This window comes from Streptomyces sp. NPDC059861, assembly GCF_042731435.1.
Classification (GTDB): Bacteria; Actinomycetota; Actinomycetes; order Streptomycetales; family Streptomycetaceae; genus Streptomyces.
The window spans coordinates 23873-42266 of record NZ_JBHWJQ010000032.1; the positions used below are offsets into that span (position 1 = coordinate 23873).

Consider the following 18394-nt stretch of genomic DNA (forward strand, 5'->3'; position numbering starts at 1 on the left):
GGGGGGAAATCGACCATGCAGGTCCGCGGTGACGAGTACGAGGAGTTCGCCGCGGCACGCGCGGGGCACCTCTACCGGGCCGCCTGTCTGCTCACCGCCGGTGACACGTATCTCGCCGAGGACCTGGTGCAGGAGACCCTCGGGCGGCTGTACCTGAGATGGGGGAGGGTCTCCCGCGCCGACAATCCGGCCGCCTACGCGCAGACCGTTCTGACCCGCACCTTCCTCGCCCAGAAGCGGCGGCGCAGCAGCACCGAGCGCGCCACCGCCGTACTCCCGGAGACGCCGGGCCCCGACGGGGACGCGACCCTGCGGCTGACCCTGCTGGGGGCGCTCGCGCGGCTGCCCGTCAAGGACCGCGCCGTCGTCGTGCTGCGCTACTGGGAGGACCGCAGCGTCGAGGAGACCGCCGACGCGATGAACACCAGCTCGGCCGCCGTACGGACCCGCTGCTCCCGCGCCCTCGCCCGGCTGCGGGAGCTGCTCGGCGAGGACCTCGCCGAGTACGCGGCGACCTGACCCCGGACCCGGTCGAGCCCGTCGGCCCGCCCGCCCGTCAAGTCACCTCACCAACCACCCTCAAGAGACGGTGATTCGCCATGCCCACAGACCACCACGAGGACCCTTTCGAAGACCGGCTCGGCGTCGCGCTGCGGCAGACCGGCGACACCTTCGACACCGACCGCCCCGCCCTGATCGCCGCGGGCCAGACCCGTGGACGCAGGCTGCGGCTGCGCCGCCGCGCCGCGGTGGCCGGTGGCGCGGCGGGCATCGCACTAGTGGGTGTCGCCGGAGCGCTGGTCCTGCCCGGCAACGGCAGCGGCGGCGGCAGCAGCGACGTCCGCGACCAGCGGTCCGTCGGCGCCGGGCCCGTGACCATGCCGCCCGCCACCTCGATCACCCCGCAGTCCTTCTCCTCCGAGCGCATGATCGCCACGCTGACGCAGCTGCTCCCGGAGGGGAAGGTCAGCGGCGCGGAGGCCTGGGGCGGCGGGGGCGAGCGGCCCGCGCCGTCCGTGCGGCTCGTCCACGACGACGGCGAGGGCGGCGGTGCGATCAGTGTCGGACTCAACCGGGTCGAGCCGGGCAGCCAGGCGGCCCGCGACGCCGTCACCTGCCCGGACAAGGTCTATGTCCCGCACGACGGTTGTGAGAGCCGTCGGCTGTCCGACGGGTCCGTGCTGATGCTCTTCCGGGGGTACGAGTATCCGGACCGCCGTGTGGACACCAAGCTGTGGCGTGCCGAACTCGTCACCCCCGAGGGCGAGCAGGTCAGCGTGAGCGAGTGGAACGCCGAGGCCGAGAAGGACGCACCGGTCACGCGCGGCGAACCTCCCCTGACGCTCGCACAGTTGAAGGCGGTCGCCACCGCCGGGCAGTGGCTGGCCCTTGTCCCCGCGGCGCCCGACGGCGGGAAGGGGCAGACGGACGACGGCCGGCCCGCCGACCCGCAGGCGACGTTCGGCGGCTCGGCCGTGGACACGCTCGTGACGCTCCTTCCCGAGGGCGCGAAGGTCGTGGACAAGGGAGGGGAGGGCGAGTTCGGTTACGCCGTCGTCGACGACGGCGAGGGCCGGAGCCTCGTCCAGATCAATGTGCAGCCGGGCATGGGCGACGTCGCCGGTGAGCTCTTCACCGGTGCCGAGAACCTCCCCGACGGCACCCTGGTCACCACACACCAGGAGCCCGGGGAGAAGGGCGGCGAGGGGGTCGTGATGTGGACCGCGGACACCCTGCGGACGGACGGTCTTCGCGTGGTGATCAGCGCCTTCAACTCCGGCGCCCAGCACACCCCGGCGACCCGCGAAGCCCCCGCCCTCACCGTCGGGCAGCTCCGCGGGATCGCCCTCGACCCCAAGTGGCCGACCCTGCTGAAGTGACGGTGCCGGCTAGAAGAACTCCGCCCACGGCTGGTCGGAGATCTGCTTCACGCACAGCACCAGGAAGAGCAGGCCCGCGATCGCCAGCATCCCGTTGCTGACCCAGCCGTTGCGCCACTCCCTGGGCGTACGGTCGGTGTTGAGCAGCCAGAGCAGTGTGCCGGCGAGGAACGGCAGGAACGCCGCGCCGAGCACGCCGTAGAGGATGACCAGCCGGAACGGCTGGCCCTCGAAGAGCAGGACCATGGGCGGGAAGGTCAGCCACAGCAGGTACGCGCGGAACGGCCAGGACCGTTCCCGCTCTCCCGAGGCGATCTCCTCGCCCTTCGTCTGCGCCCGCTTGCGGTAGCGCGCCACGAAGTCCGCGAACATCAGGCTCACGCCGTGCCAGACGCCGATCAGGGAGGTGAAGGAGGTGGCGAAGAAGCCGATCAGGAAGAACTTCGCGGTCGCCGTGCCGTACTCGGCCTCCAGGATGTCGGTCAGCTGGATCAGGCCCTTGTCGCCGCTCTCGATGGCGACGTTGCGGGTGTGGAGCAGCTCGGCACCCACGAAGAGCATCGCGATGACGAAGATGCCGGTGGTGGCGTAGGCGACCCGGTTGTCCAGCCGCATGACCTTCATCCAGCCGGTGTTGGTCCAGCCCTTGGCGTTGACCCAGTAGCCGTAGGCGGCCAGCGTGATGGTGCCGCCCACGCCGCCGATCAGGCCGAGGGTGTTCAGGACCGAGTCCTTCTCGTCGGGCAGTACGGGCAGCAGGCCGGCGAACGCGTCCGGGATGTTCGGAGTGACCCGGATCGCCAGGTACACCGTCACCACGAACATGACGCCGACCAGGACCGTCATCACCTTCTCGAAGACGGCGTACTTGTTGAACCAGACGAAGACCAGGCCCACCAGACCGCAGGCGATCCCCCACCACTTCAGGTCCATCACGTCGGGGAACAGCGCCTGCAGCGGCAGCGCGCTCGACGACATCGCCGCCGCCCCGTACACGAAGCCCCAGACCACGACGTAGACGACGAAGAAGTACGTCGTCCAGCGGCCGAGGCTCGCCCAGCCGTCGAAGAGGGTGCGGCCGGTGGACAGATGCCAGCGGCCGGCCGCCTCCGCGAGGGAGATCTTCACCAGGCAGCCGATGACGGCGGCCCACAGGAGGGTGTAGCCGAAGTTGCTGCCCGCGATCAGCGTCGCCACCAGGTCGCCGGCCCCGACGCCGGTCGCGGCGACGACGATGCCGGGGCCGATGTACTTCCAACTGGCCTTGCGCGGGGTCGATTCGGAGTTCGGGCCGGGTGCCGCCCCGGTTTCACTGGTGTTTCCCGTGGTGTCCGCCATGCACGTCAAGTAAGCCCATGGACGGTCGGGGGACAAGAGGGCGTGCGGGATCTTCACTCGATGTGTTCGCCGGCCCGGGAAACGCCCGGGAACGGGGACGGGCCCCGGCGGACGGGAGTGCCGCCGGGGCCCGGAACGGGCGCGTCACGGCTGTCGCCGACCGCAGCCGTCGCACGCGCAGGTGCCGAGCTCGAACCAGACGGTCTTGCCCGGCCCGTCCTGGTGGCATCCCCAGCGCCGGGCGAACGCCTCCACCAGGAACATCCCCCGGCCGCTCTCCGAGGTGCCCGCGTCGAGCACCTGCGGGACCCGCCGGCCGCCGTCGGCGACCTCGCAGCGCAGGACGCCGTGGGCTGCGGAGAGGGTGAGCCGGAAGCGGCTGGCGGCGTGCAGCAGGGCGTTGGTGGCCAGCTCGCTGACCAGCAGCTCGGCCGTCGCCACGAGGTCGGCGCCGGCACCGTCGCCGTCGGCCAGTCCCCAGCACTCCAGCTGCCGCCGCACCCGCGCGCGGGCCTCCCGGACGGCGGACGGACGCGGTGGGTACTCCACGCTCAGGTGGCCCGCTCCCAGGGGCGGTTGAGGGTAGGCGCCGTAACGGGGGTCGGGATCCGGGCGGCCGGTCCCGGAGAGTTGCAGCATGCCTTCAGGGTGAGGCGTGCCGGATCCGGGGCGCACGGGGAGGACTACCTGATTCCATACCTGCCTGGGGGCGCGCATACGGATCGGGCTACGCGTACTGCAGGCGCACGACCGCGCCCGCCTCGTCGTCGCGTACGTCGACGTACGCGCACACCTGCCGCGCGAACCACAGCCCCTGCCCGGGGGCCGTCTCGGCGGTGGGCGGCGGGACGAAGCCGGCCAGCGGGTCGTCGACGCGGTGCGGTGAGCGCAGTTCGCAGACGCAGCCGGGCGCCTCGCCCCACAGCAGGACCTGGCTGACCGGGTCGAGCGGGTCCGCCGCCTCGGAGACGGCCGCGGCGAACAGCTCCGCCTCGGCGGCGGGCAGGCCACGGCCGGCGGCCCAGGTGCGCACGGTGTGCGGTTCGGGCGAGGGCAGCGGGTGCGCGTCGCGCGGTACGGGCGAGAGGGGTACGGCGTCCAGTTCGGCGGCGATCCGCAGCGGGTCCTCGTAGACGCCGGTGCCGGGGTGGGCGCGGCGGGCGGCGGCGACCACGGCCGGGCCCGCGGTGCGGGTGTCGTACGCGCACAGGGCGGTGGTCGCGAGCGGGGCGAAGAGGAGGTTGGCGAAGGCCTCGTAGCGGATCCACTCGGTGCTCTCGCGGACGGAGCGTCCGGCACGGCCGCCCCAGTCGGGTTCCATCAGCAGGTGGATACGGCCCTGGGGGCCGGCGTGCGCGGCGAGGTAACCGGCGCCCTGCGCCACGGCGTTGGCGGCGGACCCGCTGTACCACTCGGTGTGCGGCACGAAGCCGACGTGCCGCGCGTCCCCGCCGAGGGCGTCACGGAGCAGGTCGAGCTTGCCGGGGGCGGCGATGGCGACGGGCGGGGGCTCGTCGGGAGCGGCGAGCCCCTCGGCGAGGAAGGGCAGCGCGGCGGCGACGAACTCCTCGTCGGAGGCGAAGACGGCCATACGGTGATCGAAGGTGCCTGGGGCATGTGCGGACGGGGAGAACATGGCATTCCTGTCGGTCGCGGTGGGTGGGGCGGTGGTCCGAAGCCCGAAGCGGTGGTCCGGGGGCCCGCCGGGGGAACGGCTGTCGGGGTGTTCGGGTGGGGCGGTGGGGCGGGTGGGGTGGTCAGCGTCGGGCGGTGATCCAGGAGGCGATCTGGCTGCGGTTGCTGAAGCCGAGCTTGCTGAGGATGCGTTCGACATGGCCCTCCGCGGTGCGGCGGGCGATCACCAGGCGGTCGGCGATCTGCTGGTTGGCGAGACCCTCGGCGACCAGTTCGGCGACCTGCGTCTCGCGGCGGGTGAGCCGGACGCCGGGGTGGCCGCGTTCGGCGGTGGGTGGCTGTCCGGGGCCGTGCGGCTCGCGGCGTTGCTCGTCCAGCGCGTAGCCCACGATGCCGGTGAGGCCGAGGGCGGCGCCCTCCTCGTACGACCGCTCGTAGGCGGCCGTGCCCAGGGCTTCCCGGCACCGGGTCTCGGTGCCTCGCCGGGTGGCGCCGAGGGCTGCGGAGCCCCAGCGGTCGCGGTCGACGTCGGCCCACACCCGGTCGGCGCCGCCGAGCAGCACGGCCGCGCGGTCGTGGGCGCCGCCGCGGCCGGCGATCTGGGCCAGCAGGTCGAGGGTGAGGCCGATGCCGGTGACGTCGTGGACGGCGAGCTTGAGGCGCAGGGCCTCACGGGCGTGTCGTTCGGCCCGGCGGTGGTCCTTCTTCACGGTGTGGGCGAGGGCGAGCATGCGGTGCACGTACGACAGCACCCACTCCTCGCCGTGCCGCTCGCACAGCCGCCGGGTCTCCTCGCTGACCGCGATGGCCTGGTCGGCCTCGCCCAGGAAGCCCAGGGCGCAGGCGAGTTCGACACGGTCGAGTCCGGCGAGGCTGAGGTGCTGGCCGGGGACGCGGCCGCGCGCGACGCCGGCGCGGAAGTGGGCGAGGGCGGCCGGCAGGTCGTCGGTGAACAGCAGGATGACGCCGAGCACGTACTCGGCGTGCGCCGCCTCGGCCTCGTCCCCGAGCCGCCGGGCCAGCGTCCGCGCCTCCTCGGCGCGCCGACGGCCCCGGGTGAGGTCCTCGGGGCAGCCGGCGAGCAGCCCGGCGACCCACAGCGCACGGGCCCGCTCGGGCGTGGGCTCGGGGGCGGCGTCGAGCGCCCGGTCGAGCCAGTACCGGCCCTCCCGCGGCGCACCACAGGCATGCCAGTAGAACCAGAGGGTGCCGGCCAGCCGCAGGGCGGCGAGGGCGTCGTCGGGGGTGGTGGGCTCGTCCAGGCCGAAGGCCAGGGCGGCGCGCAGGTTGTCCTGGTCGGCGTGCAGCCGGGCAACGATCTCGCGCTGGCCCGGTCCGAACCAGGCCTCTTCGCAGGCCGCGGCCCGTCGCTGCATCCAGTCCCGCTGCCGCCGCCGGGTGGCGGGTTCGTCGCCGGGGAGTACCCGGAGCCGTTCCAGACCGTAGTGGCGCAGGGTGTCGAGGAGGCGGTAGCGCACGCCGTCCGGGCCGGGCTCACGGCACAGTACGGACTTGTCGACCAGGCCGGCCACGGCCTCCATGACGTCGTACGACCGGATCCGCTCGCCGTCCGCGCACACCGCCTCCGCGGTCTCCAGGTCGAAGCCCCCGGCGAGCACCGACAGCCGCGCCCACACCAGTTGTTCCGGCCCGGTGCACAGGTCGTGGCTCCAGTCGACGGCCGCGCGCAGCGTCCGGTGCCGGGGCAGGACGGCGGGGCTGCCGGCGGACAGCAGGCGGTAGCGGTCGTCGAGGCGTTCGAGGAGTTGCTCGACGGACAGGACGCGCATGCGGACGGCGGCCAGTTCGATGGCGAGCGGCAGCCCGTCCAGGCGCCGGCACAGGCGGGCCACGGCGGACCGGTTGGCGGGGGTGAGGCGGAAGCCGGGCACGACGGCGGCGGCCCGGTCGGCGAACAGGGCGAGCGCCGGGCCGGGTCCGGTGCCGGACGGGTCGCCGTCCGGGTCCGGCACGGGCAGCGGCCGTACCTCCAGGAGGTGCTCCTCGGTGAGCCCGAGCCGGTGCCGGCTGGTGGCGAGCACCCGGACGCCGGTGGTGCCGCGCAGCAGCGCCGCCGCCAGGTCGGTACAGGCGCCGAGCAGATGCTCGCAGTTGTCGACGACGAGCAGCAGCCGGCGCTCCCGTACCTGGGCCACCAGCGCGTCAAGCGGGGGCTGCGCGGAGTGGTCGTGCAGGCCGAGGGCGTCCGCGGCGGCGACCGGTACGAGTGCCGGGTCGTGCAGGCCGGAGAGGTGGACGACGTGCACGCCGTCGGGGAAGGCGCGGGCAACGCGGGCCGCGATGCGTCCGGCGAGCCGGGTCTTGCCGACGCCGCCGGGTCCGGTGAGCGTGACCAGACGAGCCCGGGCCAACAGCTCGCGGCCTTCGGCCAGTTCGGCCCGACGGTCGACGAAGCTGGTCGTCTCGACCGGCGGCCGGCTGTCCCGTCGTGGCGCTGATCCGCCCATGATCAGCCAGTCCTTGGAGGGTGGGTGAGGTCGTGTGCGCGCACCTCACTCTTCCGCCATGTGTACATATATGCACGCGCCGGTCACACCGGCGGGTGGTATTTGCCGGGGACCCATTCCGGCGGGCCCGGTCGGCGTACACTGCGCGGCCCTCCGCCCGGCGTCGGCCGCGGCCGTTTTCCGCCGGTTTCCGGGCGGCACTTCAGGGACCACCCTTGACCTGCTCATGCCAGGACCGCACGATGAGCGCCACACCCGCACCAGAACCTCGTACGTCGCACGGAAGAACCACCCCCACAGCTCCACTCCCCCACTTCCGGAGAACCCGGAATTCCTGGAGATCCAAGGAGACTTCATGCGACTTCGTATCCGCGGCTCAGGCGTCCGAAGCGGCAGACGCACCGCCGCGCTCGCCACCCTGCTGGCCCTCGCCCTCGCGGCCCCGCTCTCGTCGACGGCCTCCGACGCCACCGCCGACAGCGCGGGCAGGGCGGCGGCCTCGGCGGACGACATCCGCCAGTACGAGATCCACACGCACTCGACCGCCGAGGACCGCACGGCGATCCAACGGACGGGCGTGAGCGTGGACGACGCCGACGACCACACCGTCGTCGTCTCCGGCCGCGCGAACCAGATCAGGAAGCTGCGCTCGCTCGGCTACGAGATCACCCCGCTCGGCGCCGTCCCCGACCGCTCGGCCGGCGAGGACGACGTCCGGCTCTTCGACTTCCCGTCCGCCGACTCCCGCTACCACAACCACGCGGAGATGACGAGCGAGATCAACTCCGTCGTCGCGGCGAACCCGGGCATCGTGAGCCAGCGCGTGATCGGCACGTCGTACCAGGGCCGGAACATCGTCGCCGTCAAGATCAGCGACAACGTCGGCACGGACGAGGCCGAGCCCGAGGTGCTGTTCACCCACCACCAGCACGCCCGTGAGCACCTCACCGTCGAGATGGCGCTGTATCTGCTGCGCGAGCTGACGTCCGACTACGGCACGGACTCCCGCGTGACCGACATGGTGAACAACCGGGAGATCTGGATCGTCCCCGACCTCAACCCGGACGGCGGCGAGTACGACATCGCCTCCGGCTCGTACCGGTCGTGGCGCAAGAACCGGCAGCCCAACTCCGGTTCGTCGGCGATCGGTACGGACCTGAACCGGAACTGGAACTACCGGTGGGGCTGCTGCGGTGGCTCGTCCGGCTCGCCGTCCTCCGAGACGTACCGCGGCGCGGCGGCCGAGTCGGCGCCCGAGGTGAAGGTCGTGGCCAACTTCGTACGCAGCCGTGTGGTGGGCGGGAAGCAGCAGATCAGGGCCGGGATCGACTTCCACACGTACAGCGAGCTGGTGCTCTGGCCGTTCGGGTACACGTACTCCGACACGACCACGGGGATGACGGCGGACGACCGGAACGCGTTCGCCACGGTGGGGCAGAAGATGGCCGCGAGCAACGGCTACACGCCTGAGCAGGCCAGCGACCTGTACATCACGGACGGGTCGATCGACGACTATCTGTGGGGCTCGCAGAAGATCTTCGCGTACACGTTCGAGATGTATCCGCGTGGGTCCTCCGGGGGAGGGTTCTACCCGCCCGACGAGGTGATCGAGCGGGAGACCTCACGGAACCGGGACGCGGTGTTGCAGCTGCTGGAGAACTCGGACTGCATGTACCGGTCGATCGGGAAGGAAGCCCAGTACTGCTAGCCCAGTACTGCTAGCCCAGTACTGCTGGTCCAGGACTGCAAGTCCGGTACTGCTAGTCGTCGTCCTCGGCGTCCGCTTCGAAGTAGGCGTCGAGGACCTCGTCCAGCTGTTCGTCCCACTGCTTGTGCTGGGACTTCGACTTGGCCTCGATCTCGATCGGGTACCAGCGACGCTCCGGCGTGTGCACGGTCACCGTGAACCGCTTGCCGAAGCGCGGGGACTCCGTCTCGATCGCGCCGATCTCGTCCCAGCGGAACTCACAGCTCTCTTCGTCGAGGCTGAGGCGTACGCCCTTGGCGTCGGCGACGACGCGGGCCCGGCGGTCGGCGGCCTCGAACACGGGGCCGCCGGACACCTCGGCGTCCTCGGCCTTTGCGTCGTCGGCGTCCTCCGCGTCGTCCGCGGCCTCGGGCTCCTCGGGGTCCGCCGGCGCGGCGGCCTCCTCCTCGACCTGCGCCGCGTCCTCGACCTGCGCCGCGTCCTCGGGCTCGGCGGCCTTCTCCGGGCCGGTGAGCCCGGGGATGTGGGCCGGGTTCACCCCGGCGTCCAGGGGCTGACTGCTCGTACCTATGCGCTGCTCCACAGCGGGCAGTATGGCGGACATCGCTGTGCCATGGGGCGCCGGGGCCCCATGGCACACCGCCTACACGAAGAGACTGAGCACCGCCGCCGCCACGAACCCGGCGACCGACAGCACCGACTCCAGCACCGTCCACGTCCTCAGCGTGTCCCGCTCGCTGATGCCGAAGTACTTGGCGACGATCCAGAAGCCGCCGTCGTTGACGTGCGAGGCGAAGATGGAACCCGCGGAGATGGCCATGATGACCAGGGCCACGAACGCCTGCGAGTGGTCGCCCTCCGCCAGCAGCGGGGCCACGATGCCCGCCGTCGTCACGATCGCCACCGTCGCCGAGCCCTGGGCGACCCGCAGGACGAGCGAGATCAGGTAGGAGAGGACGATCACCGGCAGGCCGACGTCGTTGAAGGTGTCCGACAGGGCCTGGGCCACGCCGCTCGCCTTGAGGACGGCGCCGAAGACGCCGCCCGCGCCGACCACCAGCAGGATGTTGCCGACGGGCTTCAGCGACGAAGTGGACACCGTCTCCAGCGACTTGCGCGACCAGCCGCGCCGGATGCCGAGCAGGTAGTACGCCAGCAGCAGCGCGATGGTGAGGGCCACGAACGGGTGGCCGAAGAACTCGATCACCGAGCGCGGGGTGGAGGGGTCCAGCGCGATGGAGGAGAAGGTGGCCGCGAGGATCAGGATCAGCGGCGTGCCGATGATGGTGAGGACGGTGCCGAGGGCGACCGGCGCCTCCCGGGGCTCTGTGCCGCCCGCACGCTGCTCGTCGAGCACGGCGCGCTTGGCCTCCTCCGCCGCCTCGGCCATGTCCTGCGGGACCGGCACGAAGATCCGGCGGCCGATCCACGCCGAGTACGCCCAGGCGGCCAGTACGGCGGGGATGCCGCAGACGATGCCCATGAGGATGACCCAGCCGAGGTCGACGTGGAGCAGACCGGCGGCGGCGACGGGACCCGGGTGCGGGGGCAGGAAGGCGTGGGTCATCGACAGGCCGGCCAGCAGCGGCAGGCAGTAGAGCAGCACCGACTTGCCGGAGCGCTTGGCGGCCGCGTACACGAGCGGCGCCAGGACGAAGATGCCGACGTCGAAGAAGACCGGGATGCCGAAGATCAGGCCGGTGAGGCCCATGGCGAGGGGGGCGCGCTTCTCGCCGAAGAGGCCCAGCAGGCGCGAGGCCAGCACCTCGGCGCCGCCGCTGACTTCGAGGATCGCGCCGAGCATGGTGCCCAGGCCGATGATGATCGCGACATGGCCGAGAATGCCGCCCATGCCGGACTCGATGGTGGAGACGGCGTCGGACTTCTGGACGGTGCCGAAGAGTTCGGTCACCGACAGGCCCGCCATCAGGCCGACGGCGATGGAGACCGCGAGGAGGGCGACGAACGGCTGGAGGCGGACCTTGATGATCAGGAAGAGCAGCAGTGCGATGCCGATCGCGGCGACGGTCAGGAGGCCTGCCGTGCCGTCGACGAGGAGGAGCAGCCCGCCCGTGTGGGGTGGGGTCTCGGGGGCCGGCGCGGCGGATATGTAGGACATGCGGGGTCCTCTGCGTAAACACATGGTGCTTTCGGGCATGGGGGATCACGGCACGGCGCCCAAGGGGAGAGGGCGCCGTGCCGTGACGGCAATCGGTGTGCGCGAGCTGAGGGAGCTGAACGGGCCAGGTGACCTGACGGAGCGTCAGGTGTCAGCCCAGGACGGCGAGGGCGTCGATCTCGATGAGGAGACCGGCGGGCAGTCCGACGTAGACGGTGGTCCGTGCGGCCGGCGGCTGGGTGAGGCCCTGCTCCTCGAAGTAGACGTTGTAGATCGCGTTCATCTCGGCGAAGTGGTCCACGTCCGTCAGATAGACACGGATCATCATCACGTCGTCCCAGGAGGCGCCGCCCTCCTCGAGGATCGCCTTCACGTTGGCGAGCGTCTGGAGGGTCTGCTCACGCAGCGTCGGGCCGGCCGGCGTCGGGGGCTGCCCCTCGACCGCGGGCAGGAAGCCGACCTGGCCGGCGACCTGGAGGATGTTGCCCTTCTTCACGCCGTGGGAGAACTTCGCGGGCGGGGTGGTGTGGGTCTTGGGGGTGAGGGCGGTCTTCTCGGTCATGCCAGCTCTTTCGTCGGGGTCCTGCCGGAGTACTCGCCGCTGATGGCGTCCGCCGTGCGGCGGACCAGCGGGAGCAGGGTGAGGAGTTCGTCGCCGGTGACGACGACGTTGGGCGCCGAGACCGACATCGCGGCGACGACCCGGCCGTCCGCGCCGCGGATCGGTGCGGCGACGCAGTTGATGGACTCCTCGTGGCCACCGAGGTCGGTGGCCCAGCCCTGTTCGCGCACCTTGGCCAGTTCCCGGAGGAAGGCCTCGGGGTTCGGTGTCGAACGGGCCGTGTACAGGGGGTAGTCGAGCTTCTCCGCGAGGGCGCGGCGCTCGTGCTCGGGGAGGTCGGCGAGCAGCAGCTTGGCGACGGCGGCGACCGTGATGGCGACGGGTTTGCCGATCCGCGAGTACATCCGCACCGGGTAGCGGCTCTCGACCTTGTCGATGTAGAGGACCTCGTTCTCCTCGTACACCGCGAGGTGCACGGTGTGCCCGCACTGCTCGTTGAGCCGGACGAGGTGGGGGTGGCCGATCTCGCGGATGTCGAGGTTCTCCATCGCCTCCTGGGCGAGGGCGAAGAGGCGGGCGCCGAGGCGGTAGCGCTGGTCGGACTGGCGGTAGACGAAGCCGTGCTCGTGCAGGGTGCGCAGGAGGCGGAGCGCGGTGGACTTGTGCACGCCGAGCCGGTCGGCGACCTGCCCGAGGTCGGCGGGGCCCTCCGCGAGCAGCGGCAGGATGCTCAGCGCGCGGTCGACGGTCTGACTCATGGCGTACGTACCTCCTCGGGGGCCCGATCAACGGCGTGCGTCCAGCCGGGGCCGAGTCGAAGTGTCCCCCACGCGTCGTCGTCCAGGGCCGCGAGCCGGTCGGCGTGGTCCCGCGTCGGAGGGGTGGCGAGGTCGCCGGGGACGGTGAGGGCGGCGGCGGCCATGAGATGCCCGTGCCGCAGCCGGTCCCGAGTGGGCAGGTTGCGCAGGGTGGCGGAGAGGAACCCGGCGGCGAAGGCGTCCCCGGCCCCCACCGCAGCCGCGACGACGACCGCGGGCGCGGGCACGAAGGTGACTGCCGCGCCCCGGCCCGGCGCCATGGCCGGGGCAGCGCCGGACGCATGGCCCGGCGCCGACTGGGTGACGCCCGCGTCCGCCGGCGGTGTCCCGGCGGCACTACTGCCCGTGGCAGACGGACCCGGCCACCCGCCCACGTCACCCGCGCCCCCCGACACCACCGCTCCGCCCCCGTCGTCGGCACGCCCCCCCGCCCCACCCGAGTCGCCCGCGCGCCACGACACCGGCGCTCCGGCCACGTCGTCCGCGCGCCCCGGCACCACCGCTCCACCCGAGTCGCCCGCGCGCCCCGACACCGGCGCTCCCGCCGCTCCGTCCCGCACGGCGCCCGGCTTCGGTGCCGGTGCCGGGGCCGGCTCGGTCGTGTGGGGCGGGGGCGGCGGGGCGCCGGCGGCGGCCGTCCGTGGTGCGGTGTTCTCGAAGACCGTCGCGCCCCGTGCTCCGTCCTTCACCACCAGGACAGCCGGCTCCGGCAGCAGCGCGCGGATCGCCGCCGCGCCGCCCGTCACGCCCCAGGCCTCCTCGGCCTCGTCCTCCCCGACGAACACGATGTCCGCGCGCCGGGCCAGTTCCAGCAGGACCCGGGCCCCGTCGGCGTCCCGCCACAGACCGGGCCGGTGGTTCACGTCGAAGGAGATCAGCGGACGCCCGGCCGCGGGGGCGGTCAGTTCGCGCAGCAGGCGCAGGCAGTCCGCCGACAGCGCGGCCGTGATGCCGGAGAGGTGGAGGACGCGTGCGGCCCGGATCGCCGCCATGTCGACGTTCTCCACGGTCATGGCGGACGCCGCCGAACCGGCCCGGTAGTACGCCACCTCGTGGCCGTCACCGGCCCGGTCCCCCGCCGTGCGGAAGTACACGCCGGTCGGACGCGCCGGGTCCCGCCGGACCGCCGACACGTCGACGCCGTACGCCCCGATCGCCTCGACCAGGTGGTCGCCGAAGCCGTCCTCGCCGACCCTGCTGACCCATCGCGTCGCGTGCCCGGCCGCCGCCAGCACGCAGGCCACGTTGGACTCGGCGCCGCCGATGCCCCGTGCGAAGGAGGGAACGTCGGCGAGGCGCCCGGGCCGCGAGGGCAGGAACGTGACCATGGACTCGCCGAGCGCGACGACGTCCACGACGTCGGGGGCGGTGCAAGGGCCGTTGGCGGTCACGATGGTCAGGACTCCTCGTCGACGTCGCGGGTCGCGGCGGCTCCGTTGACCCCGCGTTGGCCGAGATGTTAGACAGCAGTAAGCGACATACGCAATGGACGTTGCACACATCGCAACGCACCAGATCAGGGAGGCTCCATGGCCCTCGACCCCGGCGGCACCGCCACCGAAGCGCTCGCCGCCCTCGCCGAGGAACGCGTCGACCACCGCTTCAAGGGCCTCCCGCCCGACGCCGACGGACTGACCGTGGCGGACCTCGCCGCCCAGCGCCGCAACCTCTTCACCGGCGGGTTCAGCACCCCGGTCCTCGCCCTCTCCGCCGAGCACCTGGAGCACAACCTCCGGCTCATGGCGACGTACACCGAGCGCCACGGTCTCGCCTTCGCCCCGCACGGCAAGACCACGATGGCGCCGCAGCTCTTCCAGCGGCAGATCGACAACGGCGCCTGGGGCATCACGCTCGCCGTGCCGCACCAGGTTCGGGTGGCGCGGGCGTTCGGAATCCGGCGGATCTTCCTGGCGAACGAGCTGGTGGACGCGGCGGCCCTGCGCTGGATCGCCGCCGAGCTGGCCGGCGACCCCTCCTTCACCTTCGTCTGTTACGTCGACTCCGTACGCGGCGTCGAACTGATGGACGCGGCACTGCGCGGCACGCGACGCCCCGTGGACGTCGTCGTCGAGCTGGCCGCCGGTGACGGCGCCCGCACCGGGGTGCGCACCGAGGCGGAGTGCGCCGAGGTCGCCGACGCGGTGGCCGCCGCACCAGCCCTGCGTCTGGTCGGCGTCGCGGGCTACGAGGGCGAGGTGCCGGGCGCGGACCTCGAGCGGGTGCACGCGTGGCTGCGTCGGCTGGTGGCGCTGGCCGCGGACTTCGACAAGGCGGGACGCTTCCAGGGGCTGGACGAGATCGTGGTCAGCGCGGGCGGCAGCGCGTGGTTCGACGCGGTGGCGGACGTGTTCGCGGAGATCCCCGGCCTCAGCGCACCGGTACTGAAGCTGCTGCGTTCCGGCGCGTACGTCTCGCACGACGACGGCCACTACCGCAAGCTGACCCCCTTCAACCGGGTCTCGCGGGAGGGCGCCCTGGAGCCCGCGTTCCGGCTGTGGGCACAGGTGGTGTCGCGACCGTCGGCGGAGCAGGCCTTCGTCAACGCCGGCAAGCGGGACGCGGCCTACGACCTGGACCTGCCCTTCGCGCAGGTCGTCCGCCGGGACGGCACCGAGCGCCCGGCGACCGGCGTGGAGGTCACCGCGTTGTCCGACCAGCACGCCTGGCTGCGCACCGCCCCGGAGGCGGACCTGCGCGTCGGTGACTGGCTCGGCATGGGGCTGTCCCATCCGTGCACGTCGTTCGACAAGTGGCAGCTGATCCCGGTGGCCGAGGCCGACGGCACGGTCGTCGACTACGTCCGCACGTTCTTCTAGGAGGCCCGGCATGGCAGACCTCGTCATCCGTGACGCGGACGTCGTCGACGGCACCGCCGCACCCGCGTACCGCGCCGATGTGGTGGTGGACGACGGCCGGATCGTCTCGATCGTCAAGGAAGCGGCGGCGGCGGGCTGCCAGCGCCCCACCGCCACCAGGGAGCTGGACGCGGAGGGCCTCGTCCTGTCCCCCGGCTTCGTCGACATGCACGCCCACAGCGACCTCGCCCTGCTGCGCGACCCCGACCACAGCGCGAAGGCCGCACAGGGCGTGACCCTCGAAGTGATCGGGCAGGACGGGCTGTCGTACGCCCCCGTCGACGACCGCACCCTCGCCGAGGTCCGCCGTGCCATCACCGGCTGGAACGGCCACGGCGACGACATCGACTTCGACTGGCGCTCGGTCGGCGAGTACCTGGACCGGCTGGACCGGGGCATCGCGGTCAACGCGGCCTATCTGATCCCCCAGGGCACGGTCCGCGCGCTGGCCGTCGGCTGGGAGGACCGGGAGGCCACGCCCAAGGAGCTGGACCGGATGCGCCGGCTCGTGGCGGAGGGCCTGGAGCAGGGCGCGGTCGGCATGTCGTCCGGGCTCACCTACACGCCCGGCCTGTACGCCGCGGACGCCGAACTGACCGAGCTGTGCCGGGTGGTGGCGGAGTACGGCGGCTACTACTGCCCGCACCACCGCTCCTACGGCGCCGGGACCCTTCAGGCGTACGAGGAGATGGTCGCCCTGACCCGGGAGGCCGGCTGTCCGCTGCACCTCGCCCACGCCACCATGAACTTCGGCGTCAACAAGGGCCGCGCGCCCGAGCTGCTGTCCCTGCTGGACGACGCACTCGCCGCCGGAGCGGACATCAGCCTGGACACCTACCCCTACACCCCCGGCTGCACGACGCTGGTGGCGCTGTTGCCGAGCTGGGCGAGCGAGGGCGGGCCGGACGCGATCCTGCGACGGCTGACGGACGACGCGACGGCCGAGCGGATCCGCCACGACCTGGAGGTCGTCGGCGCGGACGGCTGTCACGGCGTACCGGTCGAGTGGGACACGATCGAGATCTCCGGGGTGACGGACCCGGCCCTGGAGACGTATGTCGGCCGTACGGTCGAGGACTTGGCGGCCCTGCGCGGCGAGGCCCCCTGGGTCACCGCGCGCCGGCTGCTGGTCGAGGACCGGCTCGGGCCGACGATCCTCCAGCACGTCGGCCACGAGGAGAACGTCCAGGCGATCATGCGGCACCGGGTGCACACGGGCGGCTCGGACGGCATCCTGCAGGGCGCCAAGCCGCACCCGCGCGCGTACGGCACGTTCCCGCACTACCTCGGCCGGTACGTGCGGGAGCTGGGGGTCCTGTCGCTGGAGGAGTGCGTGGCCCGGCTGACGGGGCGCCCGGCGGCCCGGCTGCGGCTGCCCGACCGGGGCGTGGTCCGCGAGGGGTACCGGGCCGACCTGGTGCTCTTCGACGCGGCCACGGTAGCGGCGGGCTCCACCTTCGACCAGCCGCGCACGCTCCCGACTGGCATCCCGCACGTGCTGATCGACGGCCGTTTCGTGATCGAGGACGGCCGGCGGACGGACGTGCTGGCGGGGCGGGCGGTCCGCCGGACGCCCGCCCTCGGCTGATCTGCGCGTAGGTGCGGGTGAGCTGGTGGACGGACCCGTCCGTGTCGGCCATCGTCGAGTACGCGATCACCCTAACTTGTCATGCACATAATCAACACGGGAGAGTGAAGGGACAAGAAGGCGTCCACCCCTTTCGTCTCATGTGGCGGAAAGCACGAGCCGTGACGCGTTACGCGGCCGTAAGCTCCCAGACATGCAGGTGATCCAGTCGACCAAGCTCGCCAACGTCTGTTACGAGATCCGGGGGCCGGTACTCGAAGAGGCGATGCGCCTGGAGGCGGCAGGCCACCGCATCCTGAAGCTGAACACCGGCAACCCGGCCGCCTTCGGCTTCGAATGCCCGCCGGAGATCCTGGAGGACATCCTCCGCAACGTCTCGACGGCCCATGGCTACGGCGACGCCAAGGGCCTGCTCGCCGCGCGCCGGGCGGTCGTCATGCACAACCAGACCCTCGGCATCGAGACGGACGTCGAGCACGTCTTCATCGGCAACGGCGTCTCCGAGCTGATCACCATGGCCATGCAGGGCCTCCTGGACGACGGCGACGAGGTCCTCGTACCGGCGCCGGACTACCCGCTGTGGACGGCCGCCGTGTCGCTGTCCGGCGGTACGGCCGTCCACTACCGCTGCGACGAGCAGTCCGACTGGATGCCGGACCTGGCCGACGTCGAGCGCAAGGTCACCGACCGCACCAAGGCGATCGTGATCATCAACCCGAACAACCCGACCGGCGCGGTGTACGACGAGGCGGTGCTCAAGGGCCTGACCGACATCGCCCGCCGCCACAACCTGCTGGTCTGCTCGGACGAGATCTACGACAAGATCCTCTACGACGACGCCACGCACATCCCGACGGCCGCGGTCGCCCCCGACCTGCTGACGCTCACCTTCAACGGCATGTCGAAGGCGTACCGGGTGGCCGGCTACCGGGTCGGCTGGATGTCGATCTCCGGCCCCCGCGCGCACGCGGACTCCTACATCGAGGGTCTGACGATCCTGGCGAACATGCGCCTGTGCGCGAACATGCCCGGTCAGCACGGCGTGGTCGCCGCACTGAGCGGACGCCAGTCGGTCAACGACCTGGTGCTGCCGGGCGGCCGCCTGCGGGAGCAGATGGAGGTCGCCCACGAGATGCTGACGCGGATCCCGGGCGTGACGTGTGTGCGCCCGAAGGGCGCCCTGTACCTCTTCCCCCGCCTCGACCCCAAGATCTTCAAGGTCAAGGACGACCGCAGGCTGGTGCTGGACCTGCTCCGGCGCGAGAAGATCATGGTCGTGCACGGCACGGGCTTCAACTGGCCGGAACCGGATCACTTCCGGGTCGTCACACTGCCCACGGTCGTGGACCTGCGGGACGCGATCGACCGGATCGGCAGGTTCCTGGACGGCTACAGCCAGCCCTGACGCTCACGCTGCGGATAC

General features: G+C 72.2%; 15 protein-coding genes. 6 read left to right on the forward strand and 9 right to left on the reverse strand.

Going from position 1 to position 18394, the window contains the following annotated elements; genetic code table 11:
- Nucleotides 1–15: 15 nt before the first annotated feature.
- Nucleotides 16–519, forward strand: a complete 504-nt coding sequence (locus ACFV6X_RS25495) for a SigE family RNA polymerase sigma factor (protein WP_385387097.1) — start codon at nt 16–18, stop codon at nt 517–519.
- A gap of 80 nt (nt 520–599) precedes the next feature.
- A complete protein-coding gene (locus ACFV6X_RS25500) occupies nt 600–1880 on the forward strand; it encodes a hypothetical protein (protein WP_385387099.1) in 1281 nt (426 codons plus the stop codon).
- 9 nt (nt 1881–1889) lie between these two features.
- On the opposite strand, the gene ACFV6X_RS25505 is transcribed toward ACFV6X_RS25500, so the two are convergent.
- The 4 genes from ACFV6X_RS25505 to ACFV6X_RS25520 form a co-directional block, all read right to left on the reverse strand.
- Nucleotides 1890–3218, reverse strand: a complete 1329-nt coding sequence (locus ACFV6X_RS25505; RefSeq protein ID WP_385387101.1) for an Nramp family divalent metal transporter — start codon at nt 3216–3218, stop codon at nt 1890–1892.
- A gap of 144 nt (nt 3219–3362) precedes the next feature.
- Entirely contained in the window at nt 3363–3857 is a 495-nt protein-coding gene (locus ACFV6X_RS25510) for an ATP-binding protein (protein ID WP_385387103.1), read from the reverse strand.
- 88 nt (nt 3858–3945) lie between these two features.
- Nucleotides 3946–4809: an anti-sigma factor RsbA family regulatory protein gene (locus ACFV6X_RS25515; protein WP_385387105.1), complete on the reverse strand. Its 864-nt coding sequence runs from the start codon at nt 4807–4809 to the stop codon at nt 3946–3948.
- A 166-nt stretch (nt 4810–4975) separates the two neighbouring features.
- Nucleotides 4976–7321 (reverse strand): ATP-binding protein, encoded by a 2346-nt coding sequence (locus ACFV6X_RS25520; protein ID WP_385387107.1) that lies wholly within the window; start codon nt 7319–7321, stop codon nt 4976–4978.
- A 355-nt stretch (nt 7322–7676) separates the two neighbouring features.
- Here ACFV6X_RS25520 and ACFV6X_RS25525 point away from each other — a divergent pair, with 355 nt between their 5' ends.
- Nucleotides 7677–9029 carry a M14 family metallopeptidase gene (locus tag ACFV6X_RS25525; protein ID WP_385387109.1) on the forward strand — a complete coding sequence of 451 codons (1353 nt, stop codon included), beginning with the start codon at nt 7677–7679 and terminating at the stop codon, nt 9027–9029.
- A 52-nt stretch (nt 9030–9081) separates the two neighbouring features.
- On the opposite strand, the gene ACFV6X_RS25530 is transcribed toward ACFV6X_RS25525, so the two are convergent.
- The 5 genes from ACFV6X_RS25530 to ACFV6X_RS25550 form a co-directional block, all read right to left on the reverse strand.
- Nucleotides 9082–9633, reverse strand: coding sequence for a hypothetical protein (locus ACFV6X_RS25530; protein ID WP_385387111.1), 552 nt, complete (start codon nt 9631–9633; stop codon nt 9082–9084).
- A gap of 39 nt (nt 9634–9672) precedes the next feature.
- Nucleotides 9673–11148, reverse strand: a complete 1476-nt coding sequence (locus ACFV6X_RS25535; RefSeq protein ID WP_385387113.1) for a GntP family permease — start codon at nt 11146–11148, stop codon at nt 9673–9675.
- A 151-nt stretch (nt 11149–11299) separates the two neighbouring features.
- Nucleotides 11300–11710, reverse strand: a complete 411-nt coding sequence (locus tag ACFV6X_RS25540) for a RidA family protein (protein ID WP_385387115.1) — start codon at nt 11708–11710, stop codon at nt 11300–11302.
- Nucleotides 11707–12468, reverse strand: coding sequence for an IclR family transcriptional regulator (locus ACFV6X_RS25545; protein WP_385387117.1), 762 nt, complete (start codon nt 12466–12468; stop codon nt 11707–11709). Before ACFV6X_RS25545 ends, ACFV6X_RS25540 begins: the two co-directional genes overlap by 4 nt.
- Nucleotides 12465–13922 carry a sugar kinase gene (locus ACFV6X_RS25550; RefSeq protein ID WP_385387221.1) on the reverse strand — a complete coding sequence of 486 codons (1458 nt, stop codon included), beginning with the start codon at nt 13920–13922 and terminating at the stop codon, nt 12465–12467. Before ACFV6X_RS25550 ends, ACFV6X_RS25545 begins: the two co-directional genes overlap by 4 nt.
- 135 nt (nt 13923–14057) lie before the next feature.
- Between ACFV6X_RS25550 and ACFV6X_RS25555 the strand changes: the two genes are divergently transcribed.
- The 3 genes from ACFV6X_RS25555 to ACFV6X_RS25565 all read left to right on the forward strand — a co-directional run bounded on the left by ACFV6X_RS25555 (nt 14058) and on the right by ACFV6X_RS25565 (nt 18376).
- A complete protein-coding gene (locus tag ACFV6X_RS25555) occupies nt 14058–15344 on the forward strand; it encodes an amino acid deaminase (RefSeq protein WP_385387119.1) in 1287 nt (428 codons plus the stop codon).
- 10 nt (nt 15345–15354) lie between these two features.
- A complete protein-coding gene (locus ACFV6X_RS25560; RefSeq protein ID WP_385387121.1) occupies nt 15355–16971 on the forward strand; it encodes an amidohydrolase family protein in 1617 nt (538 codons plus the stop codon).
- A 193-nt stretch (nt 16972–17164) separates the two neighbouring features.
- On the forward strand, nt 17165–18376 hold the full coding sequence (locus ACFV6X_RS25565; RefSeq protein ID WP_385387123.1) for a pyridoxal phosphate-dependent aminotransferase: 1212 nt from the start codon (nt 17165–17167) through the stop codon (nt 18374–18376).
- Nucleotides 18377–18394 lie beyond the last annotated feature (18 nt).